Origin of the sequence: Sphingobacterium sp. R2 (genome assembly GCF_040760075.1) — a bacterium.
In the GTDB taxonomy this organism is placed as follows: Bacteria; Bacteroidota; Bacteroidia; order Sphingobacteriales; family Sphingobacteriaceae; genus Sphingobacterium.
In genome coordinates, this window is the sequence record NZ_CP142884.1 from 2,870,929 (window position 1) to 2,889,687 (window position 18,759).

An 18,759-nucleotide genomic window follows, 5' to 3' on the forward strand; every position below is an offset into this window, starting at 1 on the left:
GTGAAATAAGGCTATTAAGCATTGGTATTAACAAATAAAATTAAACGGATGAAAAAGGCAGTTTTTTTTGCGGTAGGAATAGTTGGTTTGATGATGAGTTGCCAGAATAAGGAGCAGTTTACCATTGCAGGAAATGTCGAAAATCCTGGCAATGTCAAAGTTATTTCGTTATATGAAGGGGATACAAAACTCGATTCTATGTTTTTTGGCGACAATAACAAATTTCAGTTTGTAAGACCTGCTAGCCAGTCCAGATTATTATCTTTGCGGGTAGGTAAAAATCGCTATGATTTGATCGCCTCCCCTGGGGAAACCATTACTTTTAATACGGATCTTCATAAGGATGTCAATGATTACCAGGTGGAAGGTTCTGAATTGTCAAAAACAATACAGCCCTTTGCCAAAGAACGGAATTATCGCGATTATGTGCAGGATTCCTTGCAAACGGTATTTGCAAAGCTAACTTCAAATTCGACAGCAGACGAGATTGAAAAGATTCGTGCAGAATATAAAGCCAAATTTGCAGAGGTCCTACGGACATATACGAAGAAAGCGGTCGATTTTTCGAATAGACACAATGATTTGGCTGGATTTTATGCTATCTCCACCTTAGATCCCGAAGTTGCCGAAAGTGAAATTATTGCTTATGCCGATAAAATAAAGGATGAATTTACGGAGAATAGGTACGTAACCCAATTTAAAGAGGAAACCCAAAAGCTAAAAAAAATGGCGATTGGGCAACCTGCTCCTGAACTGATATCCTTTACACCAACCAATAAAGAGGTGAAGTTGTCTAGTTTTAAAGGTAAATATACGTTGATTGACTTTTGGGCTTCGTGGTGTATGCCTTGTCGTCAAGAGAACCCTAATCTTGTTCGGTTGTATAAGGCCTATCATGGTAAAGGTTTTGACATATTATCTGTTTCATTTGACGACAATCCTGGTTCATGGATGCGCGCTATCGAAGATGATAAGTTGGCGTGGACACATGTATCTGATTTGAAAGCTTGGAGCTCGCCGGTTGTTATCGATTACCGGGTTAAAGCCTTACCTACTTCCTATATCTTAGATCCGAACGGTATTATTATAGCGAAAAACCTACGCGGAGAGGAGCTGGAGACGTTTTTGAAGAAAACAATTAAGTAATCCTTGTGTTATTGTTAAATAGCATATTACTTAATAATTTGGTAACATAGGGTTAACTGATTGTTATCATTTTGTTTATAATTTAGCAAAAAAAATAAGACAAATGAGTTCTTCGAAACAAAAGATTTTAATTGTTGATGACGAAAAGGATATCTTGGATTTAATTGCATTCAACTTAAATCGTGAAGGTTATCAGGTCTCTACAGCGCAAAATGGGGAAGAGGCGATCAACGTTGCCAAACAGGTAAATCCTGACCTGATCATTTTGGATGTGATGATGCCCAAAATGGATGGTATTGAAGCTTGTCGCATCATGCGCGCGATGCCTGAATTTAAAAGCACATTCATGGTGTTTTTAACGGCTAGAAGCGAAGAGTATTCGGAGATTGCTGGATTTCACGTTGGTGCAGACGATTATATTGCTAAGCCAATTAAGCCCCGTGCTTTAATGAGTCGCATCAATGCTATCTTAAGGAGAAATGCCACTGAAGAATCGGATGCCTCTGTTCAGGATAAAATTGAAATTTCCGACTTGGTTATTGATAGGGATTCATTCTTGGTCTACAAAGGTGAACAAAAGATTGTTCTCGCGAAGAAAGAGTTTGAGTTATTATATCTATTGGCATCAAAGCCAAATAAGGTGTTTACACGTGAGCAGATCTTAAAGAGTATCTGGGAAGATTCTGTTGTAGTAACCAATCGCACGATTGACGTCCATATCCGCAAGTTGCGCGAAAAGATAGGAGACGATTATGTAACCACAGTAAAAGGTGTGGGATACAAATTTGATAAAGAATAAAGAAAGAGGCTCAGGCCTCTTTCTTATTTTTCCAATCCTTGGCAAAGACATCCTACGTCAGGCATCGAACTCTTTCGCCAGATCATTTGATATCACGGTTACAAATCTTTACTTTTGACCTAAAGCAAAGTAAAAAATCAACATGTCATCTATTCTTATAAAATCTGCACAACTTGTTAATGAAGGTAAAGTTGAGGTTGCTGACGTATATATCAGCAATGGTCGAATTGAAATGATTGCTCAGGAAATAAACCATCCTGCTGATCAGGAAATCAATGCGGAGGGACTACATTTATTACCTGGACTCATTGATGATCAAGTTCATTTCAGGGAACCCGGATTAACATATAAAGCGGATATATGGCATGAAAGCCGCGCAGCGGTGGCCGGAGGTACCACCTCCTTTATGGAAATGCCTAATACGGTTCCAAACACATTAACGCAGCAATTACTTCAAGATAAGTATGATATTGCAGCGAAAAATGCGCTGGCAAATTATTCTTTCTTTATGGGAGCGGCCAATGATAATCTTGAGGAGGTACTCAAAACGAATCCGAAGGATGTGTGTGGCATAAAGGTTTTTATGGGATCCTCTACTGGAAATATGTTGGTGGATAATGAAAGAGCATTGGAAGGGATCTTTGCGAATGCTCCAACTTTAGTAGCTACGCATTGTGAAGATGAGGCGACGATAAAGGCCAATCTGGCTTTATTTAAAGAAAAATATGGCGAGGATGGACTGAAAATTGAGATGCATCCCCTTATTCGTTCTGAAGAGGCCTGTTACTTATCCTCCTCAAAAGCTGTCGAACTGGCAAAAAAATACCATACGCGTTTGCATATCCTTCATATATCAACTGCCAAGGAAATTGCATTATTTACGAATGATATTCCATTAAAAGATAAAAAAATAACCGCTGAAGCGTGTATTCATCACCTGTGGTTTTCGGACCAGGATTACGCCTCAAAAGGTAATTTTATCAAATGGAATCCAGCGGTTAAAACCGCAAATGATCGCGACCAGATTTTAAAAGCTGTATTGGGTGGTTATATTGATGTGATCGCGACAGATCATGCTCCGCATACCCTAGCGGAAAAATCTCAGCCCTACGCTTCCGCGCCAAGTGGAGGTCCCCTTGTGCAGCACGCATTGCAAGCTTTGCTCGATCTGGTCAAAGCCGGAAAAATGACCCTGGAACAATTGGTGCAAAAGTCTGCACATAATACGGCTACATTGTTCGAAATTGAAGATAGAGGTTACATTCGTGAGGGATATTGGGCAGACCTAGTATTGGTCGACCTCAACAAGCCGTATACCGTATCGAAAGCTAATATCCTTTCAAAATGCGGGTGGTCGCCTTTTGAAGGACATACGTTTAGCTCAACAATCGAACATACTTTCGTATCGGGTAAACTTGCTTTCTCGAGTGGACAACTGATTGAAAAAGGAGCTGGAGAACGTCTGTTGTTCAACCGATAGTATTTAACATAATGAAGAAAAGAGCCTTTATAAAGTCGATCGCTTTAGGTGGATTGTCAATTCCTATGTTAGGAATGACACAGTCAGGGAAAGATCAACATGAATTGTTCGGTCAAGCTGCTTTACTTGCTACGAAACTAAAATTGGGCGATACCATAGGGTTAATAACTCCGGCTGGTGTGTTGGATGATGAGGAGTCAATTCGCATTACAGGTGAAGTATTTACAACGCTAGGCTTTAAAATCAAAGAGGGGAAGCATATACGCAGTCGATACGGTAATTTGGCGGGTACAGATCAGGAGCGTATAGCAGATATACACGATATGTTTTCAGATAAGCATGTCAATGCGATTGTCTGCATCCGGGGAGGTTCGGGGACATCCCGTCTTTTGGATAGATTAGATTATAAGCTGATCGCCAATAATCCCAAAATTCTATTGGGATATTCGGACATTACAGCCTTACTTTTGGCATTGCATGCCAAAACGGGGCTGGTGACATTTCACGGTGCGGTTGGTATCAGCACCTGGACAAATAAGCTGGCAGAAGCTTTCAATGCGCAGTTTGTAGCCAACAAGCCGTCGATATTTGCGAATCCCAAATCGAAAGGTGATAACATTGTACAGACCAAAGACCGAATTACGACTATTCATCCAGGTACAGTAGAGGGAATATTGCTGGGAGGAAATATGACCGTACTGACCGGCTTGTGTGGTTCATCCTATCTGCCAAGCTTTAAAGATGCCATTCTTTTTATCGAAGAGGTGGACGAAGATATGGAACGTGTTGATCGCATGTTTTGCCAGTTGAAAAATGCTGGTATACTGGGGCTAATCAAGGGGTTTATTTTTGGCAAGTGCACCGATTGTAAACCATCTGGGGGATATGGATCCGTAACACTTGACCAATTATTCAACGATTATATCAAACCGTTAAAAATACCGGCTTATACAGGAGCTGTCATTGGACATATTGCCGAGCAATTTATTTTGCCAGTAGGAGCAAAAGTCCGTATAGATGCATCGCAAGGAACGATTGCTTTAATGGAGCCAGCGCTAAAAGATTAAGATGAAATTAGTAAAAGAAGATTTCATCAAAGCCTTTTCTTTTTATAGAGAAAAGGCTTTGATGCATAGAAGATTTAAGCATGCCGATATTTTACCGCTAATAGAAAATATCGGGAAATCTGAACGTTTTGCTATTGCGGAAATTGGGGCTTCTACGGAAGGTCGTTCGATATTTAGATTGCAGTACGGAAAAGGACCAATCAAGATACTGCTATGGTCACAAATGCACGGCGATGAACCTACGGCAACAATGGCAATGTTTGATCTGTTTAATTTTTTTAAGGGTAAAGATGATGGTTTTGATGCTTATAGGCATGATATAGAATCCAAAGTGACTTTGTATTTTATTCCTATGCTAAATCCTGATGGCGCTGAACGGTTTCAACGGAGAACTGCAATGGATGTGGATATGAACAGAGATGCAAGAGCAACAGCAACCGTGGAAGCCGCCTTATTAAAAAAGCAAGCCATGTTGTTAAAGCCTGATTTTGCCTTCAATCTTCACAACCAAAACAATTATTATAATATTCCCGGAACAAGCACACCGGTGACCATTTCCCTATTGGCACCCGCCTATGATGATGCGCGTAATATCAATGAAACCCGGGGAGACGCCATGCGGGTGATTGTCGGTATAAATAAGATTCTTCAGGAATTTATACCCAATGCGGTAGCAAAGTATGACGATGAGCATACTCCGCGGGGATTTGGCGATAATTTTCAACAATGGGGGGCAAGGACGATCTTGATTGAGTCAGGAGCTTTTGCGGGTGATACCGAAAAAATGGTGGTGAGAAAATTTAATTTTGTAGCATTGCTCAAAGCATTTGAGGAAATTGCTGACCAATCATTTGCACAATATGCGATTGCCGATTACGAATGCATACCCTTCAATGATGAAAAACTTCACGATGTAGTGTTGCGGAATCTGACGGTTGAGCAGGAGGGGAACCAAATCGTTGTTGATGTTGCCATTCGACAGCAGGAAAAGACAATAGGGACTGACTATTATGTGGAAGGAGCAATAGTAGACATTGGCGATTTGGCAGATTTTTATGGTTATGTGGATATTGATGTTTCTGGCCTTAAATTCATTCCGGCCAAGAAATATGATAAGTCGCTTCGTTGGGACCAATTGAACAGCGGTTTTATTCAGAATCTTTTGAGAGCGGGTATTGCTGCAGTCCATGTGGTAGGCTGTGGCGCTGCGGGTAAACTGCATCAGTTCCCAATGAACATTGTATCCAGCGATCGTTTTCTACTTGAAAGTTCGCTTAAACTCGATTCTTCAGCGAATTTTTTTATTGGGACGGATCAAAAAATGCGTTATGCCGTTGTTAACGGCTATTTTTTAGACCTTGCTGTTAGTCACCATCAACTACAGCATAGAAATAGACTGTACTAATTGCTTGGTGGTGTGTTAAACAAAAAAGGTCATTAAAAATGACCTTTTTTGTTTAAGAAATTAGTATCCTGGATTTTGTTCATCTTTTAACGCAGGATTAGCGTTTATTTCAGATTGAGGAATGGGTAATAGCGTTTTGTCAAACGTTCGATCAATTTCCTTTGGTCGTGTTTTGATCGTTAAGCCCTGAAAGTCATCATTGAAAGTGATCTTTTTATTTAGACGGATCATATCCCAATAACGATGTCCTTCGCCAAACAGTTCTTTACTCTTTTCGTTTAGGATGGCCTCCTCACTGATCGATACAGCAGTGAACGCAGGGCGATTAGGAGAACGTTTGCTAATGGCATTTAATAAAGCCGCCGCTTTTGTCGGATCTGATGCTGGTTTTTTTAACGCTGCTTCAGCTGCAATAAGATAAACCTCCGACAGCCTGATGACTTTGATATTGACTGCTGTGTTATTGGTGTTTCCTTTATCACCCAGAGAATTTAATGGGAGCGACGTATTGGTATTGACACTGCCTAAATTTTTATAGACCGCTCCCATACGGGTAGCTGAGCTTTCATCACGACCTAAAATGGCCCAACGGATGTCACCGGCATCCTCCTTTAGTCGGTTAAGGTAATAATCACTGGCGTAGAACATGCCGCCCTGACCTCCGGTTCTCCGCATGAGATAATAGCCTAAACTCGCTGTGCCAAGGTCTGCTTCACCTTCGTTGATGCCGAGTTCATAGATCGATTCGCTGCCATACATAGTTGTCCAAGAGCTCGCCCATTTTTCATTCTCATACAATTTATAGACATTGTCCGCAATAATCTCGTTCGCTTTCTGATAAGCATTTTCATAGTCTGCCATGGTCAGATATACGCGACTTTGGATAGCTAGGTTTGCATAGTAGTTGATGTAGCCGTTATCGGGCTTTTTGTTCGTGCTGAGTAGCTCTTGGCCTGTCTTCAGATCCTTTAGAATTTGTGTATACACCTCATCTACTGTAGCACGCCCCGGTTTATTGTTATAAGAAGATGAATTGACGACGATTGGCACCCCGCTGGCTGTTTTCTCCTGCGTGTAGGATTTACCGTATAACCTGACGAGGTCAAAATAGAATAAGGCGCGTAACGTCAGTAATTGTCCTTGTGCATTGGCATATTGCGCTTTGGATGCTGCATCGACTTTTTCGATTTTCTCTAAAACATCATTTGTCTGGGCGATACAATAATAAATTTGAGACCAGAAGCCAGAGAAGTTGTTGGTTTCAGCATCTTGATTAAAGGAGTATAACTGATCTAACCCTCTTCCTTGCGAGTACACCGTTAGATCTCCCCCTTTAACCTCACCATACAGTTCAAAATTTCGGCCGTAATAACTTGATGAGGCGATAAGCCGGCTTAGGCCATTGATTCGGTTTCTGGCATCGCTTGCACTTTTTAAGCCTGTGTTGGCATCGATTGAATTCCCAGGTTCGACATCTAAGAAATCTTTGCAACTACTGAATGACGTCAATAGAGCAGCTGCTATAATGGATATTTTAATTATTTTCATGATGTAAAAATTAAGTATTAAAAACCGAGTTCAATTCCAAATGTATAGGTCTTCCCAATAGGGGTTTCCCATCCGCGCGTCGCATACTGACCGACTTCGGGGTCTGCAATCTTGTATTTGGATGCGGTTAACAGATTCGTACCATTAAAATAAACTCGTGCGTTGCTAAATCCGATTTTGTTCAATATGCTCTTAGGTAGTCTATAACCAAAATTGATGTTTTTTAATCTGAGGAAGGACGCATCATGCAATTGCCTTGAACTATATTTTTGCGGATCTGTCAGGTCATTACCGTCCAGTTTTGGAAGTGTTCCTCCCGTATTATTGTCTGTCCACATGTGCTCAAATGCGTATTCAGAACGAATTCGTTCCCAGTAATAACCATCGTCAGCGACATCCTTGAATGCGCCATCATAAAGTTTTCCACCAATTTTATAAATGAAATTGAAGCCTAAATTGAAATTTTTATACTCAAAATCTGTATTTAGACCACCGCTGACTTTTGGAACACCGTTGCCAATAATCGTATAGCTTGCCTGATCAAAATCATAGGTCGCCTTACGTCCATTGTAATCAAAAATATCCTCTCCTGTTTTATTGTTGTTGGTATAATAAACGTTTCTACCATTTTTTTGATCTACGCCAGCCCATTCGTAGCCATAAAATGCTAAAGTGGATTGTCCTTGTTGATAGATAAATTGCGCACGCACGTCTCCACTTCCTTTTGTGTCATTTCCCACTGATCCTGTCGGATCATACCAGATGATATCCTGATTATCGTTTAGTTTTTGAACTTTGGAAGTAACAAATGCAGCATTTACATTGGCACTCCATCTAAAATTTTCCTTTTTAAGGATATCGCCAGTCAGGTCAATTTCTAGGCCTCTATTGTTGATTTGGCCTACATTTCTCAATACTGTACTAAATCCGGTTGTTTGTGATGTGGGTACGTCCTGCAATAGGTTTTTAGAAGTTCTATTAAAGTATTCTACCGATCCTGTGATCCTATTTTGCAGAAAGCCAAATTCTAGGCCAGCATTTGTGGTATACGATGTTTCCCAGGTGATATCGGGGTCCGGATTAGATACCAAATTTCCACCAGGCTGACCTTTGTAATTGAAGTTGTTGAAGGATATAAGTCTTCTCCATCCAAAATTATCGGTTGGTAATGTTCCATTCACACCGTAGGATGCTTTAAGCCGGAGTGTGCTGATTGCTTCGTTTTCTTTAAGCGATGGAAGATTTTTTAAACTATAGGCACCTGATATCGACCAGAAATCGCCCCATCTGTTTTTAGGTCCCAATTTGGAAGAGCCATCGCGACGGTAGGAAGCGGCAAGAAAATACGCATTGTCATAGTTGTATTCTGCTCTTCCGAGAAACGACATCAGATTATAACCCCAACTATACGCATTGGCCTCAAATTTACCCGCAGAGGAGATGTAAGGAAGTTCCGCAGAGCCCAGACCTCTTCCTGTTGTGCGCATAAAATCTGTTTTATTTTTTTCGGCCTCAAATCCAGCTAGTAAGTTCACGCTGTGCTTATCGAAGGACTTACTGTAATTGATCGTGTTTGAACTCACCAATTTCAGCATATTGGTATTAAACTGATTGACAACTCCACCATCACTAACCCCATTGAAATGTTTAGCACTATAATAGAGGTAGTCTTTCATGTCTGTGTAGTCATAAGAGAATACCGTTTTGGCGATTAAGCTCGGGAGGATACTCCAAGTCAAATTGCTAATGACACCCAATTTGTTTGTTTTGGAACTGTTGTCCCATTGTTTATCATAATAATCGGCGTTATACGCATAACTACCGTATCTATCGGTCCAATCTTCTCCAGTCTTATAGTTTGTCGGCCAATACAAAGGCCACAAAAGATTTCTGGATTGGAGGAAGTAATTGGAGCCTGTATTTCTGGTGTCATTAAAACCTTTTTTCTTGTTGTGTCCAATGTTGATATTGGTGCCAAATTCAAGGTTGTCTACAATCTTTTGTGTGAGGTTAAGACGGCCAGATATACGTTCGAAATCATTGACTCTAATCCTGCTTTTATCGGTGGTATAACCGATGGAAGAGAAGTACTTTGTTGCATCAGTTCCGCCAGAAAGCGAAAGGTTATTGTCTTGAAAAATTCCGGTACGGAACAGTGCTTTGTCCCAATCGTAATATTTACCTTCCCTATTTTCGATACCATCGGTCATTCCGAGGATGTTTACATTATCGTATCGACCATTACCGTTTGTTTCGAAGCGATAACCGTGTTTGTTGAATTTATTATTCAGCTGCGTTAAAGCATAGGTATTGGCCTCCGCTTCAGTTTTTCCGTTTGAGGCGCGGTAATCGTAAAAGATCTGGTACAACATATTCACTTGGTCCTGTGGCGAGGCAGGTTCGTAGTTGTCTGTCGCCCAAGTTGGCGTAAAGCCAAGGGATGTCTTGAAATTTACCGTCGGTTTGCCAGCTTTTCCCTTTTTTGTCGTAATTAAGATCACCCCATTTGCTGCCCTTGAACCATACAAAGAGGATGCTGCCGCATCTTTTAATACCGTGATGGTTTCAATATCATCGGGATTTAAATTGCCCATGACATTATTTGAGGTGTAGATGTAATCGCCCATCTGTCCTCCGGATCCGGAATTGGCCGGTACTCCGTCAATGACATATAGCGGTTCATTGGAGGCATTCATCGAGCCAATACCCCGAATACGAATACTTGGTGTAGATCCAGCCTGGCCAGAGGGAGTCGATACCGTAAGTCCGGCAACACGTCCACTGAGAGCCCCTTCGAATGAAGTGACTGGTACATTATCGATATCTTTCGCTTTCACAGTAGCAGCGGAACCCGTATAGGTACTTTTTTTTGCAGTACCATAAGCCACAACCATAACTTCATCCAGGGCTTGCTCATTACTGGCTAAGGTGATGTTGATCGTTTTGCGTCCATTGACCTGAATTTCTTGTGGGCTATAACCAACAGCAGATATACTTAATATCGCATTGGCGTTTGTGGTTAAGGTAAACAGGCCGTTTTCATTTGTTGAAGTCCCTTGGCCAGCGCTTTTTACGGTTATTGTAACTCCGCTAATTGGTTTTCCACTACTGTCCGTAATTTTACCGGCAATTTGGATCTGTTGTGCATATAAAGACTGCATCGAACTACAGGCTATGAGACACAACGTTGTGAGCACATGTTGTTTCATAAAAGTTTGAATTGATTAGTTTAGTTTTTAATATTTTGGTGCTTTCGAGCGTTGGTCAAACTGCGATAGCAATCAGTGCAATATTTTCTTTAAGAAAAAACATTGCACTGAATATAGTCTTATTTTTTTACAATTCCAATCCCAGGACGGTCCGGAAGAATGCAGTTGCCGTCTACAACGGTCATGCCGTCGTAAACATCATTTCCAATCAATAATGCGCCGTCTAAGTCTGCCCAGTCCGATAGGGGGGCAAGTTGTGCCGCGGCGCTGATGGCACAGGAGGTCTCGGTCATACAGCCGATCATCACTTTCATTTCCAGCGAACGGGCGAGCTCGGCCATACGTTTGGCCTCCCGCATACCTGTACATTTCATCAATTTGATATTAATTCCTGAATACACGCCCTTTAATGCAGGAATGTCTACAAGTCGTTGACATCCTTCGTCGGCAATAGTTGGTATAGGGCTGTTTTCGGTTAACCAGGCATTGTCATCTATTTGCTCTTTGGGCATCGGCTGCTCCAAGAAAGAAACTTTTCTTTCAGCAAGCCAGTGCGCCATCTCCAAAGCTTCTTCGCGCGTTTTCCAACCTTGATTGACGTCCGCGCATAGCGGGCGGTCTGTTACCTGCCGGATGGTATCAATAATCATTTTATCAGTATCCAGCCCAAGCTTTACTTTTAACATTTTAAACTGATCAGCTTCGGCGACTTTTTTGCGTATCATTTCTTCGGAATCAATGCCTATTGTATACGATGTCGGCGGAATAAGATCCGGATTTAGTCCCCATATCTTATAATAAGGTTGGTTCATAATTTTTCCAAGAACATCATGCAGGGCGATATCAATTGCGGCTTTTGCAGCTGTATTTTTCAACGCAATCTGATCGATATAATGTAAAATATCCTCCGTTTGAAAAGGAGAGTTGAATCCTGTCAGATCGATTTGATTGAGGAACGATAGGACACTTTCTTGCGATTCGCCCAGATAAGGGGGCATACTTGCCTCACCATAACCTACGATCCCATCATACTCTAGCTCGGTCAATACAACGGGTGTTGTGCTTCTGCTGAAAGAAGCGACCGTAAAGACATGGTTCAGCGTCAGTGTGTACGGGCGGAATCTTAATTTAAAGGCTCCAAAATCTTTATTGATCCATTGAGATTGGTTGCTCATCGTTATCTTATTTGTTGTTGTAATAATTGCTTTCAGCGATTTTTTGTATAGCGCTATCCTTCGTGCCGAGGTAACGGCGTGCAGCAACTACAGTACGGGTCTGGAAATCATCGTAGTTGGTGGCGTCCTTGAGCATACTATTGATCCGAACCAAACCTGCTGCGTGAATAAAAGTGCCATTACCTATATAAAGGGCTACATGTGTGACACGAGCATTCGGATTGTTATTTTTGCCTGCAGCAAAAAACAATAAGTCGGCCGGTTTTAAGTTTTTAAGTGCTTTCTCAGGGTCAAAATGACCTTCTTCATCCAAAATATCAATTTTTTCTCCGGCGAGTACTTGTTGCGATGCATCTCTCGGTATCACAAAGCCGTTCATAAAGAAGCTTGTTTTGGTAAAACCACTGCAATCGACACCTTTTACTGATGTTCCACCCCATAAATAGGGAAGACCCAACATGCTTTTCGCACTGGCGATAATATTTTCTGCTGTTGGATTGCGTGTTTCAAACCAATCTTTTAGATTCAGGCTTTCTGACTTTTTAATATAGCCCAAACGTCCATCGGGATAGGCGATCTGATAGAAATTACCTTTCTGCCCTTTGAATTGTAGGATGTCACCATACACCAGGTCAGAAACGCGCTGACTCTTTTCATTTGGTTCGGAATATGATTTGCCGAATTCTGCTGTATAGATAACTTTTTCTGCTTGCCGCCAATTGTCCAATGCAAGTTTGTCCATCGCTTCAATGGACGAGGCCGGTACCCATGCAATATAACCGTCGGGTGTGCGGACACGATAGTCGCCACTTTTTTTCTGCAGAAGATCCACCTGTGTGCCTAATAACACCTGGCTCGTTAACTCCGCCGCATTATCTGGAAATGTCCGCATATTCGCAACAGATAGCCGGATCACTCCAGTAGTTTTTTCGCCTACGGTGGCGTCAGGAAGAAGCTGTACTTGAATATTAGCCGCTATTTCTTTTGCTTTTTGTTCCAAAACGAATTGAGCATCTTTCTCAGTTGTTTCAATCACATATTGATTTTGTACGACATCCGCTTTTTGAATGGCTACGATTTTGGTTCTTTTGTCAGGAGCAAATTGACTTTTTACGTTTTCTTGCAACTCTTTGACCTTGAAATACGTAGTGGAATCGAGCTGCTGCGCAGCGCTGCTGCCAATGCCAACAAGGGATGCATAAGCTAAAATAGTGAATTTTAGGGTGTTTTTCATGCGAATTAGTTTGTTTTTAAAGATAGGATTAATTCGTAATATAAGGCAATTTTTATTGTCGATTTTTGAGTGATTTTGATAATATGTTGCTAAAAAACGAATGAGTGGGTTTAATTTTAATAAAATCATCTAATTGCTAAAACCATTTTGTAATATTGCTTATTGATTGTAAAGTCATCGCTTCTAGATTGGTTTGATGTCTTTAAAATGCGAAACCCTTTTCCGCGGCGAAAGTCGATTAAGTGTGTTGAGGCTATTTTGGACGGAGTATAATGCAAGGAAATCATATGCGGTCAGATGCAGTCCATGGGGAATTTGTTGTATTTGGGAGGCTAAATCAGCTTTAAGCAATTGTTTTGCCGCAAGGTTAAACCAAGATTTTATATAAAAGATGAATAAGAAAATGAGTTCAAGACGTAATTTTATTAAGCAAGGTTTGATGGCTGCTACGACAATGGGGGCCTTGACGGCATTTGACGCAAAAGGATTCACGAGTGCAGCAAAGGGCAGTTTGAAAAAATATCCTATCGTTATTTCCACGTGGGATTTTGGCATTGCGGCAAATAAAGCCGCCTGGAAAATATTGTCAACGGGAGGGAAAGCATTAGATGCCGTCGAACAAGGCGTCCGTGTGCCCGAAGCCGACCTGAAAAATATGACAGTTGGTAAGGGGGGCTATCCCGATCGCGATGGGCATGTCACACTCGATGCCTGCATCATGGATTCGGACGGAAATTGTGGCGCTGTTGCCGGAATGGAAAAAATTGGACATCCAATATCTGTCGCACGCTTGGTTATGGAAAAAACACCGCATGTGATGCTTGTTGGTGAGGGGGCATTGCAATTTGCTTTGGAAAATGGTTTTAAAGAAGAAAATCTATTGACTCCAGAAGGTGAAAAGGCCTGGAAAGAGTGGTTAAAGGAGAAGAAGTACAAGCCAGTAGCCAATATCGAAAACCAGTCTTTTGCAGCGGAACGTTTGCCTGGAAACCAATATAACCACGATACGATCGGGATGTTGGCATTGGATGCGAACGGGAATATCTCTGGTGCTTGTACCACAAGTGGCATGGCGTTCAAGATGCACGGACGCGTGGGAGATAGTCCTATTATTGGTGCTGGACTCTATGTCGATAATGAAGTTGGCGGAGCCACATCTACCGGAGTGGGGGAAGAAGTTATACGCAATGTCGGTAGTTTTTTGGTTGTCGAATTGATGCGCCAGGGATATACGCCTGAAGATGCCTGCAAGGAAGCTGTTATGCGTATCGTGAAGAAAAAGCCTGGAATTGCCAAAGAAATCCAAGTTGGATTCTTAGCCATCAATAAAAACGGTGAATATGGTGCATATGCTTTACAACAAGGTTTTTCCTATGCCGTTTGCGACAGTGAACAGCAAGATTTACTCATCAAGGGGAAGCATTATTATTAAGATGAGGCGTGGCTGGTGATGACACCTTCATTTTCTGAAATCATATAGCGTAAAATTCTTTTTAGCAGCGATAGTAGGAGAGGACATTGCAGCACCGGCATTGAGGCTGTTTGAATAATTAAATTAAAATATACAATAATATAAAAAGTATGAAAGCGACATTTGGAGGAGGATGTTTTTGGTGTACAGAAGTTATTTTCCAAAACACGGAAGGGGTGACATCAGTTTTGCCGGGATATATGGGCGGACACATAGATAACCCCACTTATGAGCAGGTTTGTACCGGTACTACGGATCATGTGGAGGTTGTTGAACTTGAATATGATGAGGAATTGGTTAATTATGAGGATCTGTTGAAAATCTTCTTTAAAACACATAATCCAACGACATTAAACCGTCAGGGTAATGATGTGGGTACACAGTATCGATCAGTTGTATTTTATCATAACGAAGAACAGGAGATATTAGCAAAGAATTTCATTGGTGAGTTGGACCATGAAGACGTATATGAAGATCCCATTGTTACTGCAGTTGAGCCCACTTCAACATTTTGGCTTGCCGAGGACTATCATCACAACTATTTCAACACCCATCCTGAAAATCCCTTCTGTTCGGTTGTCATTGCGCCTAAACTTCAAAAATTCTTTAAAGAATTTAAAGCATAAAAAGACCACAGCAAAGTCTCGTCACTTTTAAAGTGCCGACAAAGGTGTATAGTAGGTGTTTTAGATATGCCACCAATGCACAATCGAATTGATGGATAGAAAATTGACAAGCATAGAAAAGGCTCGAACTGAACTTCGAGCCTTTTTTATGTACAGTATATGATTTAGAACATTTCCATCTGTCCTTTATCGTCGATTTGGATATCATTTGGATTGGTTATTTCCAAGGTGATATCATCATTTTCGTCTGCGGGCTCATTCCCTTTCTGAGGAGTAGCTGTTGTGGAAGCTGTTTTTTCTACAGCAGCTTCCGTTGTTTGCGCTGTAGTGCTAATATTTTCAGAAGTCGCCGTTACTTTGTCTTTTTGACTTAAATCTTCATCAGCAGTCAATAGGACAACTGATTTTACGGTATGAAACGACAGACGATTTCCTTGCGCTTTTATTCCTTTTACATCGATGATTTCAGTCAAAGGTTGATCAAGCGTTTCTTCCGTTTGGGATTTGCCTTTTAAAATATCCAATTTGACGATGGGTTCGGTCGCATTACTCATTAATATCAATTTCGAACCTGCGTCTTCATTGATAAAGGAAATGCGCTTTCCAATAGGCTGATCGTCAAATTTAAAACGTTTGACAAAATAGGTTCCGCTTTTTCCATCTTGATGGATTACAGTATAGATGTGGTCTGGATAATATTTTTCGATGCGGATCATTTTCTCATCAAAGTGGTTGCTCAAATCAAAGTTTGATAATTCGTAGCTACCGTCCGAGAGTACTATTAATATTTTATCATCGCCATCGAACTCACCCAAATACTGACCGCGTTCATCAGCATTTAGCCGTTTCATAATGGCGTCGTACCATATTTTTCGTCCGGCCAATGTGGATACACCGGAGCTTTTAAAGCTGATTTTTTTAACAGGGTATTTGGATACGATATTTCCTTGCGAAGCACGGCCTTTGATCGCTATTTCAGCAAAGTCCATATCAAAATTTAACTTGCGCAATTTGGTGTGCGGTTTAAGCTGTATGTTGACTACTTCAGCTTCACCGTTCGGATTGGCTGTGAAATAGAGGATTTTAGATCCTTTGGAACCTTTGGATACATCATATTCCTTATCCCGCGTGACGCCCACCACAGCGAAGCGTTTGATAAAACTGGTACCTGTTTCACCTTCTTTATAGATCGCGTTATAGATGGTCCGTTCGTCACCTTTTTTGAACACAGCAACGTGGATAATTCCCTTTCCGACAAATACTTTGTCCTGAATTTTACTGACAACGTATTTTCCGTCCTCACGGAATACAATAATGTCGTCTATATCAGAACAATCGCATACAAACTCGTCTTTCTTCATGCCCGATCCAATAAATCCTTCTTCACGATTGACATATAGTTTGGTATTTGCCAAGGCAACTTGGGTAGCTTCAACTTTGTCGAATATGCGCAGTTCGGTTTTGCGTTCACGGTCTTTACTATATTTTTCACGTAACTTTTCAAACCATGCAATGGCATATTCTGTCAGTTGACGTAAATGCCGTTTGACTTCTTTGATCTCATTTTCCAGCGTCTTCATCATTTCGTCCGATTTTTTAACATCGAAACGTGTAATGCTGCTCATGGGTTTATCGATCAATTTCTTGTAATCTTCGGGGCGAATCTCACGATAAAATTGATCAAAGAATGGTTCAAACAAGCGATTTAGAACTTGCACAACGGTATCGAAGTCACCTGCATTTTCGTAATCCGGATGTTTGTACATCCCTTCCTGGATAAATATTTTTAATAGACTACTGAAGAATATTTTCTCTTGAAGATCGTTCAAACGAATCTCCAATTCTCTTTTCAATAGGTTTTTAGTGTTTATGGTATTCTCGATGAGAATATCATTGACACTCATAAAATGAGGTTTTTCATCCTTGATCACACAGGTATTTGGTGATATGGAGACCTCACAGGCTGTAAAGGCATACAGGGCATCGATCGTTACATCCGGAGATATTCCGGGCGCTAAATGCACAATGATCTCAACATTTCCTGCGGTATTGTCCTCTATTTTTTTAATCTTAATCTTCCCTTTATCGTTGGCTGTAACAACACTTTCAATAAGACCGCCGGTGGTGGTTCCGAAGGGAATTTCTGTAATGGCGAGCGTCTTTTTGTCGCGTTCCTCAATCTTTGCCCGTACACGGATTTTTCCGCCACGTTGACCTTCATTATAATTGGAGACGTCGGCCATACCACCCGTAGGAAAGTCTGGAAATATATTTGGACGTTCACCGTTTAATACCTGAATTGATCCGTCAATAAGCTCAATGAAATTGTGCGGCATGATTTTCGTCGCCAGTCCTACTGCAATCCCTTCCGCTCCTTGAGCCAATAAAAGTGGGAATTTTACCGGTAAGGTAACAGGTTCGCGATTACGGCCATCGTAACTCAATTGCCACTCTGTTGTTTCGGGATTAAAAACCACCTCATTGGCAAATTTGGATAATCTTCCCTCGATGTAACGAGGAGCAGCAGCAGAATCGCCGGTAATTGGGAAACCCCAGTTCCCCTGACAGTCGATCAAAAGGTCTTTTTGTCCCAATTGTACCATGGCATCGCCAATAGAAGCGTCACCATGAGGGTGGTATTTCATCGTATTACCGATGACGTTAGCAGCTTTATTATATCTCCCATCATCCATTTCCTTTAGGGAATGGAGGATACGACGTTGTACGGGTTTTAAACCGTCATTAATATGGGGTACGGCTCTGTCCAAGATAACATAGGAGGCATAGTCCAAAAACCAGTTTTCGTAGAGACCCGATAAAGGTATCGTCTGACTTCCGCTTTCTGTTTTTCCTGATCCCAGGTCGTCTTGATTATCTTCCTTTGGGAAGTTTGTTTCGTCACTCATTTACTCAGCAATAGATTAAATTGTACAATACAGAAATCTTCGAAATATTATTTTATTCGAACGCGTAAAAATACAAAACCATTTTGTTTTATCACAGCGAAACTATGAAAAGTTAAAAAAATTAGCTTTTAAAACTAATATAATTAGTTTTATAACGTATCGTGTACCAAATCATACCAATAACAGGGGATATTCCATATATCGAGATGAAATTGCTCTGTTACCTGAAAACCGCTTTTCTCCAACACATTTCGCGACCCCTTGTTTTGGATATGTGTGATGGCATGTACATCAAAATGGGGGAGCTGTTCTCGATAATAGTGCATACAGGCTAGCGCCGCTTCAGTCGCATAGCCTTTGCCCCAGGATTCTGTTCTGAAGCGATAACCGAGATCTAGAAATCCAATCCGCCCATTTTCCAATTCGTCCATATATTTAAATCCCGTCCAGCCTATCCATTGGTTGCTTGATTTCTCAACGACCCCTAGACGACCTATACCGTATTGCTCATATTGTTGCTGAATATAGATGATCACTTTTTTAATTTCTTCAATGGATTGTACAGGTTCGTTTTTCAGAAAAGTATGCACCTCCGGCTGTGAATCCATTGCGAAAAAATAAGCAGCATCATCCAGCTGTATCGGGCGGATAATTAAACGTTCGGTTTCCAGTATTGGTAGGTATTTTTCCATA

13 protein-coding genes are annotated in these 18,759 nt (G+C 41.1%); 7 read left to right on the top strand and 6 right to left on the bottom strand.

What is annotated here, in order from left to right:
• Positions 1-48: 48 nt before the first annotated feature.
• The 5 genes from VXM68_RS11860 to VXM68_RS11880 all read left to right on the top strand — a co-directional run bounded on the left by VXM68_RS11860 (position 49) and on the right by VXM68_RS11880 (position 5,897).
• The gene (locus VXM68_RS11860) at positions 49-1,146 is read left to right on the top strand and encodes a TlpA disulfide reductase family protein (protein ID WP_293953574.1); all 1,098 of its coding nucleotides are present in this window, start codon (positions 49-51) and stop codon (positions 1,144-1,146) included.
• A gap of 103 nt (positions 1,147-1,249) precedes the next feature.
• Complete coding sequence (locus VXM68_RS11865) at positions 1,250-1,945, top strand: response regulator transcription factor (protein ID WP_209579101.1); 696 nt, start codon at positions 1,250-1,252, stop codon at positions 1,943-1,945.
• A 142-nt stretch (positions 1,946-2,087) separates the two neighbouring features.
• Positions 2,088-3,425: a dihydroorotase gene (locus VXM68_RS11870; protein ID WP_293953576.1), complete on the top strand. Its 1,338-nt coding sequence runs from the start codon at positions 2,088-2,090 to the stop codon at positions 3,423-3,425.
• A gap of 11 nt (positions 3,426-3,436) precedes the next feature.
• Positions 3,437-4,492, top strand: a complete 1,056-nt coding sequence (locus VXM68_RS11875; RefSeq protein ID WP_367208845.1) for an LD-carboxypeptidase — start codon at positions 3,437-3,439, stop codon at positions 4,490-4,492.
• 1 nt (position 4,493) lies between these two features.
• A complete protein-coding gene (locus tag VXM68_RS11880) occupies positions 4,494-5,897 on the top strand; it encodes a M14 family zinc carboxypeptidase (protein WP_367208846.1) in 1,404 nt (467 codons plus the stop codon).
• A 60-nt stretch (positions 5,898-5,957) separates the two neighbouring features.
• Here VXM68_RS11880 and VXM68_RS11885 read toward each other — a convergent pair whose 3' ends face one another.
• From VXM68_RS11885 to VXM68_RS11900, 4 genes are all read right to left on the bottom strand, one after another.
• Positions 5,958-7,445: a RagB/SusD family nutrient uptake outer membrane protein gene (locus tag VXM68_RS11885; protein ID WP_367208847.1), complete on the bottom strand. Its 1,488-nt coding sequence runs from the start codon at positions 7,443-7,445 to the stop codon at positions 5,958-5,960.
• 17 nt (positions 7,446-7,462) lie between these two features.
• Positions 7,463-10,654 (bottom strand): SusC/RagA family TonB-linked outer membrane protein, encoded by a 3,192-nt coding sequence (locus VXM68_RS11890; protein ID WP_367208848.1) that lies wholly within the window; start codon positions 10,652-10,654, stop codon positions 7,463-7,465.
• A gap of 119 nt (positions 10,655-10,773) precedes the next feature.
• Complete coding sequence (locus VXM68_RS11895; RefSeq protein ID WP_293953586.1) at positions 10,774-11,829, bottom strand: dipeptide epimerase; 1,056 nt, start codon at positions 11,827-11,829, stop codon at positions 10,774-10,776.
• A gap of 7 nt (positions 11,830-11,836) precedes the next feature.
• Positions 11,837-13,063 carry an NlpC/P60 family protein gene (locus VXM68_RS11900; RefSeq protein WP_293953588.1) on the bottom strand — a complete coding sequence of 409 codons (1,227 nt, stop codon included), beginning with the start codon at positions 13,061-13,063 and terminating at the stop codon, positions 11,837-11,839.
• Positions 13,064-13,466: 403 nt separating this feature from the next.
• Between VXM68_RS11900 and VXM68_RS11905 the strand changes: the two genes are divergently transcribed.
• On the top strand, positions 13,467-14,495 hold the full coding sequence (locus tag VXM68_RS11905) for a N(4)-(beta-N-acetylglucosaminyl)-L-asparaginase (RefSeq protein ID WP_293953655.1): 1,029 nt from the start codon (positions 13,467-13,469) through the stop codon (positions 14,493-14,495).
• A 149-nt stretch (positions 14,496-14,644) separates the two neighbouring features.
• The gene (msrA, locus tag VXM68_RS11910) at positions 14,645-15,160 is read left to right on the top strand and encodes a peptide-methionine (S)-S-oxide reductase MsrA (RefSeq protein ID WP_367208849.1); all 516 of its coding nucleotides are present in this window, start codon (positions 14,645-14,647) and stop codon (positions 15,158-15,160) included.
• A 164-nt stretch (positions 15,161-15,324) separates the two neighbouring features.
• Here the strand turns inward: msrA and VXM68_RS11915 are convergent, their stop codons facing one another.
• Entirely contained in the window at positions 15,325-18,066 is a 2,742-nt protein-coding gene (locus VXM68_RS11915; RefSeq protein ID WP_367208850.1) for a DNA gyrase/topoisomerase IV subunit A, read from the bottom strand.
• Between the two features lie 149 nt (positions 18,067-18,215).
• A complete protein-coding gene (locus VXM68_RS11920; protein WP_367208851.1) occupies positions 18,216-18,758 on the bottom strand; it encodes a GNAT family N-acetyltransferase in 543 nt (180 codons plus the stop codon).
• Between the last annotated feature and the right edge of the window lies 1 nt (position 18,759).

What these genes read in the sequence shown, in the direction of transcription:
- VXM68_RS11860 (WP_293953574.1), top strand. Translation starts at nt 49, where the DNA reads ATGAAAAAGGCAGTTTTTTTTGCGGTAGGAATAGTTGGTTTGATGATG.
- VXM68_RS11865 (WP_209579101.1), top strand. Translation starts at nt 1,250, where the DNA reads ATGAGTTCTTCGAAACAAAAGATTTTAATTGTTGATGACGAAAAGGAT.
- VXM68_RS11870 (WP_293953576.1), top strand. Translation starts at nt 2,088, where the DNA reads ATGTCATCTATTCTTATAAAATCTGCACAACTTGTTAATGAAGGTAAA.
- VXM68_RS11875 (WP_367208845.1), top strand. Translation starts at nt 3,437, where the DNA reads ATGAAGAAAAGAGCCTTTATAAAGTCGATCGCTTTAGGTGGATTGTCA.
- VXM68_RS11880 (WP_367208846.1), top strand. Translation starts at nt 4,494, where the DNA reads ATGAAATTAGTAAAAGAAGATTTCATCAAAGCCTTTTCTTTTTATAGA.
- VXM68_RS11885 (WP_367208847.1), bottom strand. Translation starts at nt 7,445, where the DNA reads ATGAAAATAATTAAAATATCCATTATAGCAGCTGCTCTATTGACGTCA.
- VXM68_RS11890 (WP_367208848.1), bottom strand. Translation starts at nt 10,654, where the DNA reads ATGAAACAACATGTGCTCACAACGTTGTGTCTCATAGCCTGTAGTTCG.
- VXM68_RS11895 (WP_293953586.1), bottom strand. Translation starts at nt 11,829, where the DNA reads ATGAGCAACCAATCTCAATGGATCAATAAAGATTTTGGAGCCTTTAAA.
- VXM68_RS11900 (WP_293953588.1), bottom strand. Translation starts at nt 13,063, where the DNA reads ATGAAAAACACCCTAAAATTCACTATTTTAGCTTATGCATCCCTTGTT.
- VXM68_RS11905 (WP_293953655.1), top strand. Translation starts at nt 13,467, where the DNA reads ATGAGTTCAAGACGTAATTTTATTAAGCAAGGTTTGATGGCTGCTACG.
- msrA (WP_367208849.1), top strand. Translation starts at nt 14,645, where the DNA reads ATGAAAGCGACATTTGGAGGAGGATGTTTTTGGTGTACAGAAGTTATT.
- VXM68_RS11915 (WP_367208850.1), bottom strand. Translation starts at nt 18,066, where the DNA reads ATGAGTGACGAAACAAACTTCCCAAAGGAAGATAATCAAGACGACCTG.
- VXM68_RS11920 (WP_367208851.1), bottom strand. Translation starts at nt 18,758, where the DNA reads ATGGAAAAATACCTACCAATACTGGAAACCGAACGTTTAATTATCCGC.